This is a genomic window from Leptospira barantonii (genome assembly GCF_002811925.1).
GTDB classification, from domain to species: domain Bacteria; phylum Spirochaetota; class Leptospiria; order Leptospirales; family Leptospiraceae; genus Leptospira; species Leptospira barantonii.
Genome location: NZ_NPDS01000002.1, coordinates 160,357 through 174,631 on the forward strand (window position 1 = coordinate 160,357; position 14,275 = coordinate 174,631).

A 14,275-nucleotide genomic window follows, 5' to 3' on the forward strand; every position below is an offset into this window, starting at 1 on the left:
GCATAACTTGTTTCATCGTTTGTTTCGTCTGACGCGGACTTTTTATCACCAATCAAAAAAGAATCAAAAAATAGACCTCCGGTTGTAGACCTTTTATAACAAAAGCAGGATGGGCTCTATGTTTGATGTAAATAAATTGGCCGACTTTGCTCAGGCAGAAATCGAAAAGTTTTCTCACGAACACCAAGGTGAAATTTTTTACGCGTTTGCAATCGACGAAAGTCGACTTTGTTTCAATTCGGTTGGCCACTTCGAAAAGGCTCTCAAGGAACTCGCTTCCCAATCTCCCAGATACTACGATTCTCCCGAGAAGATCGCCACACTTCGCAATGATCCATACGGCTGGGCCTATCGCGGTATCGCCTGCTTTCGCGCTTTAAATCGCGGTTTTCAAACTCCCTTCGACGAGACTCTTTTTCAGGAACACGATCAACTGGATGAGAAGGAAAAGCCGAATAGCGATTATTCTTCCGCAATGAACGAGGTCCTCGAAATTCTTAAGGAAAGAAACGTTTTTCAGTATCTTCAAAAGACGAAGGATTTCAAAATAACGAACCGCGGACTCGGTTCCAAAACCTTAGCTCATCGTTGAGATAAGAAATTTCTTTATCGTAATGACTGAAACGAAAAATAAATCGGAAAAACTTTTAAGAACGGATTTGATATTCGGTTTTCTATTTTTCGCTTTGAATCTTTGGCTCGGAAGATTTTTGGGATTGAGCGTCGACCCGGAAACTTTCGAGCCGAGTCTATTCCGATATTCCGCATTTTTTTACGGACTTATGTTTTTGATTTTTGCGGGGATCGACATATCGTTGATTCTTGAAAAAAAGATTCCGAGATCGTTTCGGATTTTGGCGGGAATTCTCGTGTTCGCGTTTATCTTCGGAGAACTTTTCTATCAATCCAAATGGATTCGCATTTTATGGGAAAACGTTCTGCAAGGAGGAGAATCCGACGAACCCGCGATGGAAAGAATGCGAACGGAATTACGTTATATTCTCTCCTTGATTCTTTTGACCTTTATGATTCTCAAAACCCTTCTCAGAATCGTTTGGAATTTCTTTTGGGCAAAGACGATTCTTTTCTTCGATTGACCGTTCGTATGCAAAAAATTGAATCATGAAAGTCGTTTTTCTTTTTTGCAGATCCGCAGTCATTTGTATCGCGATCGGAATTTTGATCGTAGGATGTTTCTTTGATCTGAAAAAACCGAAATCCGATTCTTCAGCCGTAGCGGAAGCTTCAACCTCGATAGCCGTCCAACCTCGGAAAGAAAAACATCGATGCGGTTATGGAATCGATCCTTTAAAATCTTCCGGTTTGAGTGCGAAAGAAAATAAAAATCCGAAAGTAATCGAAGAAGATAAAAAGAAAATTCTGGAGTTTATGAAAAAGGAGTGGTCCACCGCGGAAAAGATTCTTCCCGTTGATCAGTTCATCAAATACGATATTTCCATCGTGGACGGCTTCTATTGTGCGACAGCAGACAAAAAACTGAAAAGCGACGCCAACAATGTATCGCTTCAATGCGGAATCGAATATGTTTTTAAATCCGATCCGTTTACATATCTTTCGGTTCAAATTTTTACTCCTCAATGTCCTCCTGAATCGTAAGCGACGATGTGGAAAGGTCTGCATTATTTCATAAGTCTTGGATCAGATAAAATCTGGATCGTTCTGCAAGGTGTAAGCAAGAGACATCCGAGGATGCAATGAATTAAAAGAGAGTGATCTCTGACAATTCGGGTAAAAAATTCATTTGCTTTTTATTATCGTATATTTACGATATACAATATGGCGGTTAATAAAAAAGATCAGTTTAAGAACGGGGCGAGATCGCTCGCTGAATTTTCCAAGGCGTTTTCGCATCCTGCGCGGTTGTCGATTTTAACCACGATCGCCAAAAAGAAAGAATGTATCTGTGGTGAAATCGTCGAGGTTTTACCTTTGGCTCAGGCCACGGTTTCTCAACATCTCAAGGAATTGAAATCGGCCGGATTGATTTCGGGCGAGGTGGACGGTAATAAATCCTGTTATTGTCTCAACTGGACGCAGATCGAAAAATTCAGAAAAGACTTAAACGCTTTCTTCGACGGTTTAAATAAATATAAAACTCAAGACCAGGAGAATTGTTGCTGATGACGAAGCCGAAGATTCTCGTTTTGTGCACGGGAAATAGTTGTAGAAGTCAAATCGCCGAAGGTTTGCTCAGACATCTTGCGGGTGACAACGCGGAAATTTACAGCGCCGGAATCGAAACACACGGAGTCAATCCGCGCGCGATCGCCACGATGAAAGCAATCGGAATCGATATCTCGGACCACACTTCCAATCATATCGACGAATATCGTAATTTAGATTTTTCTTATATTCTCACCGTCTGCGATCACGCGAAGGAGAATTGTCCTTATTTCCCTTCGAAAGCGATTCGGTTTCATCATAATTTTCCCGATCCGGCAAAGGCGATCGGAACGGATGAGGAAATCATGGAAGAATTTCGGAAGGTTCGGGAAATGATTCGATACTATGCGGAGAATTTTTTACGTGAACTGAATTTGATTTCGAACTCCGGGAAAGTTTGAGCACGATGCGATCGAAAAGAGACGGTTTTTGAAACCCGCAGAGATAGAGGCGAATCGGATATGACTACAATTTCACAGATTCTCAATCGAGAATGTCAATGTGTGACTCTGGAAAAAAGCGTCTTAGAAGAAGTGTTTCATTCTAAAATTTTAAAAGCGAACGGCGCGGAGCACTTGGACATAGACGCGTTGTCTAAAAGTTATTTTTCTTCGAGTGCGTATTTTTTGGATCCGAAAGAATTGGATGCGATACAGGCAACCGTTTCCACGTTTCAACGAATTTTAAAAAACCATACTGTTCGTAAGGAACTTCTCCGGGAGTTTCCGGAACCTCTGAGAGAACGTTATTCCGAAGGCGGCGTTTTTTTGAGTTTCGATTTTCATCTTACGGATTCCGGTCCGAAGCTGATCGAAATCAATACGAACGCGGGAGGCGCATTCTTACAAAAGAAACTTGTGGAAGCACAACAAGAATGTTGCATAGAAGTCAGGGACGCGCTTCCTTCTAAAGAGGAATTGAACGAATTAGAATTTTCGTTTTTGGAAATCTTTCTTCAGGAATGGAAGAACTCGGGTAAAAAGGATCTATCGAAATTCATCGCGATCCTGGATGAAAATCCAAAAGAACAATTTCTTTATCCTGAATTTATTTTATTTAAGGATTTGTTTTTAAAACAAGGCATTGAATCCGAGATCGTTTCGCCGGAATCCTTGCAAGCGGATGAGAACGGCTTTCTTTATCATTTAGGAAAGAAGGTCGATTTCATCTACAATCGTCTCACCGATTTTTATTTGGACAAACCGGAGAATCGTTTTCTCAAAAATGCATGGAAAGAAGAAACCGTCGTAATCAGTCCGAATCCATTGGACTACGAACTCTATGCAAAAAAAGCGAATTTCATTTTGTGGAACGATTCTGAGTTTTTAAAAAATGCAGAAGTCGATTCGGAGGATCTTCGGATTCTTTCCAAGGCGATTCCTTTTACGGGATTTGTAAAGAATGTAGATCCGCAGACTCTTTGGTCCGAAAGAAAAAAATTCTTTTTTAAACCGACTTGCGGTTACGGAAGTAAGGCGGTTTATCGAGGAGATAAATTGACCAAGGGAGTTTTTCAAGAAATTATGGACGGCGATAACATATATCAAGAAATCGTAAACCCTTCCGAAAGAATTCTTTTGAAAGAAGGTGAAAAGAAAATCTTTAAGACGGATTTGAGAGCTTACGTTTATCGGGAAAAAATCTTACTCCTGGCTTCCAGATTGTATCAAGGTCAAACCACGAATTTTAGAACTCCCGGCGGAGGTTTTTCTCCCGTTTATGTTTTACCGAATCTCTGACAAATTCTAAAATTCAAACCTTCAGCGAACCGCGAAAACCTCTTACCGCATAATACGAAGACGCGCCGTTGTGATAAACAAAAACGGCGTCGTATCTACGATCCGCAAAAAGAGCCCCGCCAAGTTTTCGAATCGAAGGAGGGGTTACGATCCAACTCGAAGTTTTTAAATCGAATTCACCGAGCTTCTGAAGTAAACGATATTGTTCTTCCGTTAAGAGTTCGATTCCCATCGCTCGGGTCATATCGATCACGTTGTCCGCACGTTTATGTTCTTTTCTGGAATCCAAAGCTTCCCGATCGTAACAAACACTTCTGCGGCCTTTCGGAGTTTCCGCGGAACAATCGTAAAAAACGAACTCGCCGGTTTTCGAATCGTATTCGACTACATCCGGTTCGCCGCCTGTGCTTTCCATTTCGTAAAGAGATTGAAGTTTTTCCGGATTCGATTCCAACCTCGTTTGAACCTTCGTCCATTCGAGATCCTTGTGACGTTTTTTGTTTTTTTCAAAACGAGTCTTCAACGTTTTGAGTAATTCTTCGTTTTGATCCGGTGTTAATTTCTTTTTTGCCGTATTCTTTTTGCTCATATTCTTACTTCGTTTTTCCGTTGAATCGATAGGTTAAAATGCTCGATCTTCGATAAGAAAAGTCTTTTTCGAAAGAGGAAAGAAAATTTCTTCTAAAGAATATTACAAGAATCGACTATTTCGAAGGATCGGGGCAGAACGTTCGTTCTGTTTGCGGGACTTAAAACGCGGAAAACTCCCTTGACCCGCTATTCGAAGGAAATACTTTAGCCGCAGAGCACCCGAATAGGAAAGAATTATGATCGATTTAAAAGGTAAAAACGCCGTCATCACCGGATCCGCAAGAGGAATCGGAAAATCAACGGCTCTAACTCTTGCAAAAGCGGGAGCAAACATCGTAATCGCGGATCTGAACGAAGACGCGAGCAAGGCGACTGCGGAAGAAATCGCAAAACAAACCGGAGTGAAAGCTATCGGAATCGGAACAAACGTAGCGGACTCTGAATCTTCCGCAAAAGCGATCCAAGCTTGTGTGGAAGAATTCGGAAGCGTGGACATACTCGTAAATAACGCCGGTATTACGAAAGATACTCTTCTCATGAGAATGAAAAAAGAACAATGGGACGCTGTGATCGCGGTAAACCTTACCGGAACTTTCAACTGTACTCAAGCGGCTATCAAGTTCATGATGAAAAATCCGAACGGCGGATCCATCATCAATCTTTCTTCCATCGCGGGAGTGAACGGAAACATAGGACAAACCAACTATTCCGCATCCAAAGCGGGAGTGATCGGTTTTACGAAAGCCGTAGCGTTGGAAATGGCTTCTCGTAAGGTTCGTTGTAATGCGATTGCACCGGGTTTTATCGCCACTGAAATGACAGAAGCGATTCCGGAAAAAATCAGAACTGCCATGGTTGCGGCCATCCCTCTTAAAAGAGCGGGACAACCGGAAGATATCGCGAATACAATCGCGTTCTTAGCTTCCGATATTTCTTCTTTTATTACCGGTCAGGTAATCGAAGTGAACGGCGGGGGATTTCTCCCAGGCGCACAAGGCTAAGAATTTAGAATTTCAAAATGATTCTTTCACTCTTTTCTTGAGTGGAAGAATCGATTTCTCCGTATTTCCTCATACTCGTTCGAAATAAACAAATTTCAGATCAGTTCTTTTTTTTGTTCGTGGAAGAAAAGAATCTTTTTCCTTTTCAATTTTTCATTTTTGGAATAGAATGAAATTGATTGAATGAATTAAAAAGCGATTCTAATGAGACAAACTCTTACGAAACCTTTCCTGCAATGCATCCGGTCTTTTCAATCGTTAAAAAACCGATTTGAAAAACAAAAACGAATCAACGATTTAAAGGAGTTTTTTTCTGAAAAAAAGTATATTGGCTTGCCAAATATTTTCGGAATTAAATCTATAAAATTCGGTGGATTTTATATCCGCCTGACTAAATCTAACAAAAAATCATCATACCACCTAAATGTGGTACGGAGGAAACAATGGCAGACTTTGAAAAAGTTAAATCTATCATCGTAGAACAACTTGGAGTGGATGAATCTGAAGTTACACCTGAGGCTCACTTCATCGATGACCTCGGTGCAGATTCTCTGGACACGGTTGAACTAGTAATGGCTCTCGAAGAAGAATTCGGAATCGAAATCTCTGACGAAGATGCTGAGAAAATTCAAACTGTCGGGGACGTAACTAAGTTCATCGACGCTCTCAAGTCCTAATCGTTTGAGACTTTCCGGGTTCTTCGCGGAACTCGGAATTCTTTTTTCCTTCCTTTGATCTTTAAGAAAACACAACCTTCTTCCTCTCTCAAAAACCCGGACCGGGTACAAAGTCTTCAAAAGCTTTCTAAAAAAATCGGAATCAAGTTTTCTAAACTAGAATATTATAATACCGCATTTATCCATAGTTCTTATAAAAACGAGAACCCCGAGATCACAGAGGACAACGAACGTCTTGAATTCTTAGGCGATTCCGTATTGGGTCTTGTGGCCGCTCGTGCGCTTTTTCAAAGATATCCCAAGGCGAGCGAGGGAGAATTGTCCAGAATCAAATCCAGAATCGTTTCCACGCCGATTTTAAACTCGATCGCGGAGAATCTTGGCTTGGGGGAATATCTTCTTTTGGGTAAGGGGGAAAAAAATTCTCAAGGAAAAGGACGTCGTAAACTTTCCGCGAATCTTTTCGAATCCCTTGTGGGTGCGATCTATTTGGATTTGGGTTTTGAGACCGCAGAAAAATTCATAGTTCAACATCTATTAGAATTTGCGGAAAATCCGGAAAAGGAAGAATCTGTCCGTGATTACAAGACTCAACTTCAGGAATATTCTCAGAAACATTTTAAGGTTCTTCCGGTCTATCGTATGAAGGGAGAATCCGGTCCGGACCACGCGAAGGTTTTTCAAGTTACCGTTCGTATCCGAGATAAGTGGGAAGCGAGCGGTTCCGGAGTCAGCAAAAAGGCGGCGGAACAAAACGCGGCCAAAGAACTTTACAACCGAATTCAGAGAGGAACTTAGAAAACGTTCCTTTCCAAATCAAGATTCCTCGGATCAAAGGACGACAATCTAAGTAGATGGATTTTTTCTTTAAAAAAAAAGGATTGAGGGTCAGGGTCGCGGCCTTGATTGAAAATTCTCAAAACGAAATTCTTCTCATTCAACAAAAGAAAAAAGATTCTTACTATTGGCTTTTGCCCGGAGGCGGAATCGAATTCGGTGAAAGCGCGGAAGACGCTCTTAAAAGAGAACTCAAGGAAGAACTTTCTCTTGAAATGAAATCGGCTTCTTTTTTACTCTTAAATGAGTCCATTGAACCGGGCGGAAAAAGACATCTCATTCAACTCGTCTTTGCGGTGAACGTTAAAAAAGAAGTTCCCGAACTCAATCTGAAGGAAAAGGCGATCACCGGTTTCGGTTATTTTTCTTTCGCCGCGGTTCGTGAAATGGATCTTAGGCCCGATATCAAATCCTTTCTTTTGCAAGGGGATTTTCAACCGGCGCCCTTTATCAAAAGCACTTGGGTATCTGAAAAAAAATGAGTCTTATTGAAACCATTCCGGTGAACACGGAACACAAATCCGTTCCGGTTCATCTTCATACGGATCTTTCCGGTTTGTCGGAAGAGATCGCAAAACTTCCCGGAGTCACTTCCATTTTTTTAATCACGGAAAGATCGATTCATTCTTTATATTCCAAATATCTGGAAAAGGAATTGGCTCCCCTCGGAATTCCGGTTCGCGAGATCTACGTCAAAGGCGGTGAAAAATCGAAACATATCGATCGAACCGGAGACGTATATAATAAACTCATTGAATACGGTGCGGATCGTAAGTCCCTGATTCTCGCTTTCGGCGGGGGAGTTGTGGGGGACTTTGCGGGTTTTATAGCGTCGACTTACTTGAGAGGAATTCGTTTCGTTCAGATTCCCACAACTCTACTCGCTTGTGTGGATTCTTCCGTGGGCGGTAAGGTTGCGGTGAACGCCGACTTCGGCAAGAATATGATCGGTTCTTTTTATCAACCCGAGTTTGTCTTCGCTCCTTTGTTCGCATTGTCCACACTTCCCGAACGAGAATGGAAATGCGGTCAGGCCGAGATCATCAAACATTCCCTTCTTTCCGGAGGAGAATATTGGGACAAGGTAAAAGCGCATTCATTCAAAGATTTGAATGTGGATTCTTCGATTCTTCCCTACTTGATCGCCGAGTCGGTTCGTTTTAAGGCGAACGTGGTTTCGAGCGACGAAAAGGAAACCGGTCTTCGCAAAATTTTGAATCTCGGTCATACCACCGCACACGCGATCGAATCGGTTACGAAATATAAAAAGTTTTCGCACGGAGAAGCGGTCGCGATCGGTCTTGTCACCGCGCTTTTGTTAAGCGAACAGAAATCGAGTCTGGATCCTATCACCACGACCGAAACGATCGAAACCCTGAAAAATTACGGCCTTCCGTTTCAAACAAAACTGAAGTCCAAGGAACTCGCAAAACATATGCTCCACGACAAAAAGAACGTCGGCGGTTCCATCCGTTTTGTTCTTTTGGAAAAACCGGGTTCGCCCGTTTTCGATATTCCGGTGGAATCCAGGGACATCATATTAACGATTCGTAAACAAAAGAGTCTCTGATGGGTTTCGAAATCGATTTTCTGAAAAGTATCAATCCGTTCATTCTTCTTAAATTGAACGAACGGAGTCTTGCGGAAGAATTGATTTTAGTAGTTTACTTCATCATCTTTCTGATTCTTTCCTACAAGGTAATCATACTCGTTCTTGATTTTTTCAGACCGACGATCGACGTCACTTCGCGTTACAACCGAAGAAAGATGGCTCGAATGTCATTCGTCATTTTGGGTCTGGTCACTCTTTTGCCGGTCGTGTTTTCGGGGCTTTCCTATCTTCCCACCGTTATGGGTCTCGCGGGAGCGGGTATCGTCATTTCTCTCAAGGATATCACTCTCAACTTCGTTGGTTGGTTTTTTATCCACGGTAGTAACGGTTTCGAAGTGGGGGATCGTATCGAAATCGAAGGAGTTAGAGGGGACGTCATCAATATCGGGATGAACCGTTTTACTCTGATGGAAATTTCTTCCGATCCCAAGTCGGATCAATCCACAAACCGTCTTGTGCACTTTCCGAATCATTTCGTGATTCTTCGTCAAGTGATTGTGGTTAAGGATAAGATGAATTACGTTTGGGACGAGATGAGAATTAAAATTCCGTACGATTCCGATTTCGAAAAGGCCGAAGAACTTCTGAACGGAATCATTCGAAACAACGCGATCATCGATCAGGGTGAAATCGATTATACCCTTCAGGAACTTTCCAAAAATTATCTGGTTCGTTTGGGAAAAACTTCTCCCATCGTTTATCTTTCCTTGGAGGAAGGTGGAATTCTTTTTTCTCTGCGCTATCTTACGCACGTCCGGGAACGCAGGGATATGAAGACGAAAATTTCCCATCAGATCCTGAAGGAATTCAAACAGTTTCCCGGTATTCGAATTTTATAATATTCTATGAAACGCAAAACGATCTCCGTTCTTTTGAATCTGTTTTTACCTCCGTTCGGTTTTTATTATCTTAAGGACAGAAAGTTGTTCGGTTGGTTTTATTTGTTCGCGCTTTTTTCCGGTTTAGTCGGAACCCTTTTGACTTATTCGGCCTTTGTGAACGGATCGGGTCGAATCGCGATTTTTTTTCTGATTCTTTATATCGTATCCGTCTGGGGACTTTGGATCTACTTCACTCTTCGTTCGGAATCGGACAATCGATCCGATACGTTTCCTTCCGCATATTGGTTTTTACCGATCGCCTTTTTGATTTTGATCGTTTCGGGGATTTTGATCGACGAACTTTTTAAAGACAGAATTTTAAAGGCAAAGATCCAGCTTTCCTCGGGGATGCAACCCGCTTTGAACGTGAACGATTCTTTCTATATTACGGAATTATTTTATACGAAAGAACTAAAACACGGGGACATCGTCGCGTATCGGGATAAGGATTCGGAACGACGTTTTTTGGGGAGAATCGTAGGTCTTCCCGGTGACAAGATCGAGTTTTCGGACGAATTGACTTCCGATGGATTTAAAGTTCTTAGAACTTCCGTAAACGGTGAAAAATCTCCGCAAGAGATTTCGTCCGTTCGTACGGAAGAATGGAAATCCGGCGTTAAACCCGCTAATCTGATTGTTTTGACGGAAGTCATAGGAGATCATCTGGTTCCGATCTTCGAAACCAGAAGTCAGCCGGTTCCGATTGGCGTTCCGAGCCTAACGCTCCAGGAAAACGAATTTTACGTTCTCGGGGATAATCGAGACGATTCCTATGATTCAAGAACGATCGGACCGATCGACGCGGATCGAGTCGCGGGAAAATTCGCGTTTACGTATCTTTCCGCGGACGGGGATCTATCGAAAGAGCGGATCTGCGACGGGAATCAGGATCTATTCTGTCCTATGAAACGAATTTATAAAATCATAATATTGCAAAATATTCTTTGGAGCCGCATGGGTTACGATAACCGAAGCCGATAAAACCAAAATTCTTCGTTTCCTTTTGCTACCAAATTTATAAAATCCGGAAAGTATATCTATAATATTGAATATATTTTTATTATATTCAAAAGTTTTGTTTTTATCGATCGCGTTGACAGTATCAAGATCTCCTTTAGATTCCGCATTCTCAAAAGGAGAAATAAAATGAGAAAAAGTTTGATCATTTGCGTTTTCACCTTCGCGCTATTAGGCGGATGTGCGGACCAAAACCAAGGAAAGGATAACGTTTCCGTTTTTCTTTCGCTGTTTTCCGATAAAACGGTAAAAGATTCGCAAACGGACCGGAGTAAATTCTCGGTTGCTACGTTTGCGAGCGTTACGTATTACGTGGACGCCTTGCACGGCAAGGACACGAATTCGGGAACTTCAACCTCTTTACCATTCAAAACGATCACAAAGGCCGCGTCTTTGGCAAAAAACGGGGATGTGATTCTCGTGGCCGCCGGAACGTATAACGCCGCGTTAGGCGAAATCTTCCCGATCGGAATCGCCCCCGGTGTTACGATTTTCGGAGACGAGTCGACCAAGGGCGGATCCTGGGGATATTACACAGGTTCGGGAGAATATCCGAATTCCGGACCGACCTTAATCGAAGGTGGAGGAAACTTGATTCCTTCTCCATTTTCTCCCGCTGTGATTCTTGCGAGCAATTCCGTGATCGGGGGTTTTGTGATCACGAATCGTATGTCCGATTCGATGGCGTCCGGGATTATTTTGTATTACGCAAACAATGCGACCGTTCGAAACAACTCATTGATCAACGGAAACAACGGTTAGACCGGGATTTACGTTTATCAATCGGGTTTAAACGTGATTTCGAACAATATCATTCGCAACAATTCGGTCGGGATCTACCAAGAAGAATCGCCTTCGTTCAACCTTGTCGAAAACAACTGGATTCGAAACAACGATAGCGGAATTCTTTTGTTTGATTTGAAATTGGATTTGGGTGGAGGTCCTTTGGGAAGTCTCGGACGAAATTGGATCTTCTGCAATACGATCCGGGATTTATTTATCGATCACGGCTCCTTTCTTGTTCCCGAGTTGTTTGCTAAGAATAACAACTGGGATCACAATCCGCCCACGATCGATTTTTGGAGTTCCACAGGAGGAATCGACATTTTCAATCACGGCGGCGGTGCTACGAATGTCGTAACGGACGGTTCTTCCCTAATCGCTCCGTCATTGTGTGTGCCGAATCAGAAATAGACACGTTTTGTTGGTCAGGTAGATAGATATGAGTTCCCGTTTGGATTCCCGATCGTATCGAGTTTTTCTCTACGATCGGGGTGACGGATTACAAAAGAAGAATATTCAATGAATCTTATAGATTTGTAGAAAATCCACGCTTTTGACGGTGGTTCCCGGAGCGCCGGAAAGAATTACCACCTTATCTCCCGGAAAAAGAAATTCGTCCTCTTTGAGTTTCTGATTCATATACGCGATCATGTCTTCCAATCTCGTAAAAAACGGCATCACAAAAGGAATCACACCCCGATACAATTTCATCTTTCTCGCGGTCGTAACGAACGGAGTAAAGGAATAGATCGGAACCTTCGGTCTCATTTCCGAAGTGATGAGAGCCGAGTAACCGCTTCTTGTGAAGTTCACGATCGCATTTGCGTGAATCCCGTGTGCGATTTCCCTTGCCGCGTTACCGAGTGCGGTTCTTTCCGATTCCAAGAACGTCTTTTTTATATTCCAGTGAATTTCGTAGATATGATCGATCGTTTCGGTTTCCTGAATGATCTTCGACATGATCTCGACCGATTCAACCGGATAATGTCCGCTCGCGGATTCCGCGGATAACATCACCGCGTCCGTTCCGTCCATCACGGCATTCGCCACGTCGCTCGCTTCGGCTCGTGTCGGTCTCGGATTTTCGATCATCGATTCGAGCATCTGCGTCGCTGTGATGACCGGCTTGCCCGCTTGGTTGAGTTTGTAGATGAGTTCTTTCTGAAGAATGGGAACCTTTTCGGTATCGATCTCAACGCCGAGATCTCCTCTTGCGATCATGATTCCGTCCGCGCGTTCTATGATTTCATCGATATTGCCTAACGCTTCGGGTCTTTCGATCTTTGCGATGAGCCCCGTATAACTTCCTTGCAACATGGATCTTGCTAGTTCCAAGTCGGCTCCGGTGCGGACAAAGCTGAGTGCAACGTAATCGACTCCGAGGCCGAGTGCGAATTTCAAATCCTCAATGTCTTTTTCCGAAAGTGCGGGCGCTGAAATCGGAGTTCCGGGAAGATTGATTCCTTTGTTACTCCATAAAATTCCGCCCACGATCACCTTGAGAAGCGCCGAATCCGATTTTTTCGACACTACTTTTAAGACCAACTTACCGTCGTCGATGAGGATCTTATCTCCTTCCTTGATGTCGTTTATCAAATTGGGATAGGTGCAACCGATCGTGTGTTCGTCTCCTTGATATTCAGAGTCGGGGACGATCGTGATTTCCTGATCCTTATGGAGCAGAACGGAATTGAGTTTTAATTTTCCGGTTCGAATTTTGGGCCCTTGTAGATCCGCCATAATTCCCAAAGGAAATCCGGAGATTTGCTCGCATTTGCGGAGAGTGTCGTACACTCTTTTGTGAGAATCGTGAGTGCCGTGCGAAAAGTTCATTCGAGCGATATCCATTCCCCCCTTGAGAATGGAAAGAACGATCTCTTCCGAAGACGAGGCGGGGCCGATGGTGCAGACGATTTTGGTTTTTTTCCCGTTCAGGGTTTTCATGAACGGCAATTGTAGACAAACGCCTTCCGTTGTTCCAGCGAATATTTCCTCTTTACGAACGGAAACCGGAAAATAGAATGAACCAAAAATAGGCGTCCTCTCCTTGGAGAAGCAGTTAGAACGAATTGGTTTGGTTTATCACCCAGATTATAACATGGATCTGGGTCCCCATGTATTTCCCGCAAGGAAATACCAAATGGTTTACAATCTTGTAAAACAAGATCCTAAACTTGCGGACCTCTATATATACAAGCCCGAGCCCGCTAAAGAGAAGGATTTAGCTTTGGTTCACACCAAAGAATTCCTCAAAGATTTTTTTTCACTCAAACTCACGGAAAGAACCCAGTATTCCGAACTTCCACTCACCAAACAGATCGTTCAGAGTTTTGTTTTAGCGGTCGGAGGTACGATACTCGCCACCGAATTGACTCAGAAATACAAGTTCGTTTATCATATAGGCGGCGGATTCCATCACAGTATGCCCGATCGTGCGGAAGGTTTCTGTTATCTGAACGACGCGGCGATCGCGGGTAAACTTTATCAGAAGGAACATCCGGGTAAAAAAATTCTTTTTATCGATTTGGACCTTCATCAAGGCAACGGAAATTCCGTCGTATTTCAAGAAGACCCGGACGTGTTTACATTCTCCATGCATCAGGACAATTTATATCCCAAGAAAGAAAAATCCGGTTTGGATATTCCTCTCGGAGAGGGAACGGACGATAAACAGTATCTTGAACTTTTGGAAAAATCTTTGAACGAGATCAAAGCGGACTTCAAACCGGATCTGATTTTTTATATCGCGGGGGCCGATCCTTTCGAAGGAGATTCTCTCGGAGATCTTAAGTTGACGTTTCAAGGATTGCGTAAACGGGACAAGGTCGTTAAGGACTTCGCACTTGCGTTAAACGCTCCTGTCGTGATTCTTCCCGCAGGCGGTTATGCGAAGGATTTTCACGATACGGTAACGATTCATTACAACACGATCAAAGTGTTTGCGGCCGATTGA

16 protein-coding genes and 1 pseudogene are annotated in these 14,275 nt (G+C 43.0%); 15 read left to right on the plus strand and 2 right to left on the minus strand.

What is annotated here, in order from left to right:
- Positions 1-118 precede the first annotated feature (118 nt).
- The 6 genes from CH367_RS05450 to CH367_RS05475 all read left to right on the plus strand — a co-directional run bounded on the left by CH367_RS05450 (position 119) and on the right by CH367_RS05475 (position 3,923).
- Positions 119-592, plus strand: coding sequence for a DUF4303 domain-containing protein (locus tag CH367_RS05450; protein ID WP_165783223.1), 474 nt, complete (start codon positions 119-121; stop codon positions 590-592).
- Between the two features lie 22 nt (positions 593-614).
- Positions 615-1,097 carry a hypothetical protein gene (locus tag CH367_RS05455; protein WP_100761492.1) on the plus strand — a complete coding sequence of 161 codons (483 nt, stop codon included), beginning with the start codon at positions 615-617 and terminating at the stop codon, positions 1,095-1,097.
- A gap of 25 nt (positions 1,098-1,122) precedes the next feature.
- Positions 1,123-1,617 carry a hypothetical protein gene (locus CH367_RS05460; protein ID WP_100761493.1) on the plus strand — a complete coding sequence of 165 codons (495 nt, stop codon included), beginning with the start codon at positions 1,123-1,125 and terminating at the stop codon, positions 1,615-1,617.
- A gap of 180 nt (positions 1,618-1,797) precedes the next feature.
- On the plus strand, positions 1,798-2,142 hold the full coding sequence (locus tag CH367_RS05465) for an ArsR/SmtB family transcription factor (protein ID WP_100761494.1): 345 nt from the start codon (positions 1,798-1,800) through the stop codon (positions 2,140-2,142).
- Positions 2,142-2,585, plus strand: a complete 444-nt coding sequence (locus tag CH367_RS05470; protein WP_100761495.1) for an arsenate reductase ArsC — start codon at positions 2,142-2,144, stop codon at positions 2,583-2,585. The genes CH367_RS05465 and CH367_RS05470 overlap by 1 nt, the downstream gene beginning before the upstream one ends.
- A 60-nt stretch (positions 2,586-2,645) precedes the next feature.
- Positions 2,646-3,923 (plus strand): circularly permuted ATPgrasp domain protein, encoded by a 1,278-nt coding sequence (locus tag CH367_RS05475; protein WP_100761496.1) that lies wholly within the window; start codon positions 2,646-2,648, stop codon positions 3,921-3,923.
- Between the two features lie 13 nt (positions 3,924-3,936).
- Here the strand turns inward: CH367_RS05475 and CH367_RS05480 are convergent, their stop codons facing one another.
- Positions 3,937-4,512 (minus strand): DUF4256 domain-containing protein, encoded by a 576-nt coding sequence (locus CH367_RS05480; RefSeq protein ID WP_100761497.1) that lies wholly within the window; start codon positions 4,510-4,512, stop codon positions 3,937-3,939.
- A 238-nt stretch (positions 4,513-4,750) separates the two neighbouring features.
- Between CH367_RS05480 and fabG the strand changes: the two genes are divergently transcribed.
- The 8 genes and pseudogenes from fabG (at position 4,751) to CH367_RS20920 (ending at position 11,733) form a co-directional block, all read left to right on the plus strand.
- A complete protein-coding gene (fabG, locus tag CH367_RS05485) occupies positions 4,751-5,515 on the plus strand; it encodes a 3-oxoacyl-[acyl-carrier-protein] reductase (protein WP_100761498.1) in 765 nt (254 codons plus the stop codon).
- A gap of 443 nt (positions 5,516-5,958) precedes the next feature.
- A complete protein-coding gene (locus tag CH367_RS05495; protein ID WP_100761500.1) occupies positions 5,959-6,192 on the plus strand; it encodes an acyl carrier protein in 234 nt (77 codons plus the stop codon).
- A gap of 54 nt (positions 6,193-6,246) precedes the next feature.
- Positions 6,247-6,990 carry a ribonuclease III gene (rnc, locus tag CH367_RS05500; protein ID WP_100761501.1) on the plus strand — a complete coding sequence of 248 codons (744 nt, stop codon included), beginning with the start codon at positions 6,247-6,249 and terminating at the stop codon, positions 6,988-6,990.
- Between the two features lie 56 nt (positions 6,991-7,046).
- Entirely contained in the window at positions 7,047-7,511 is a 465-nt protein-coding gene (locus CH367_RS05505; RefSeq protein WP_100761502.1) for an NUDIX domain-containing protein, read from the plus strand.
- Positions 7,508-8,599 carry a 3-dehydroquinate synthase gene (gene aroB / locus CH367_RS05510; protein ID WP_100761503.1) on the plus strand — a complete coding sequence of 364 codons (1,092 nt, stop codon included), beginning with the start codon at positions 7,508-7,510 and terminating at the stop codon, positions 8,597-8,599. Before CH367_RS05505 ends, aroB begins: the two co-directional genes overlap by 4 nt.
- Positions 8,599-9,480, plus strand: coding sequence for a mechanosensitive ion channel family protein (locus CH367_RS05515; RefSeq protein ID WP_100761504.1), 882 nt, complete (start codon positions 8,599-8,601; stop codon positions 9,478-9,480). Before aroB ends, CH367_RS05515 begins: the two co-directional genes overlap by 1 nt.
- 6 nt (positions 9,481-9,486) lie before the next feature.
- Positions 9,487-10,503, plus strand: a complete 1,017-nt coding sequence (lepB, locus tag CH367_RS05520) for a signal peptidase I (RefSeq protein WP_100761505.1) — start codon at positions 9,487-9,489, stop codon at positions 10,501-10,503.
- A gap of 165 nt (positions 10,504-10,668) precedes the next feature.
- A pseudogene (locus CH367_RS20920) lies at positions 10,669-11,733 on the plus strand (LIC10774 family surface protein).
- 105 nt (positions 11,734-11,838) lie between these two features.
- Here the strand turns inward: CH367_RS20920 and pyk are convergent.
- Positions 11,839-13,266, minus strand: a complete 1,428-nt coding sequence (gene pyk, locus CH367_RS05530) for a pyruvate kinase (protein ID WP_100762057.1) — start codon at positions 13,264-13,266, stop codon at positions 11,839-11,841.
- Positions 13,267-13,369: 103 nt separating this feature from the next.
- Here pyk and CH367_RS05535 point away from each other — a divergent pair, with 103 nt between their 5' ends.
- Positions 13,370-14,275 carry a histone deacetylase family protein gene (locus CH367_RS05535; protein WP_100761506.1) on the plus strand — a complete coding sequence of 302 codons (906 nt, stop codon included), beginning with the start codon at positions 13,370-13,372 and terminating at the stop codon, positions 14,273-14,275.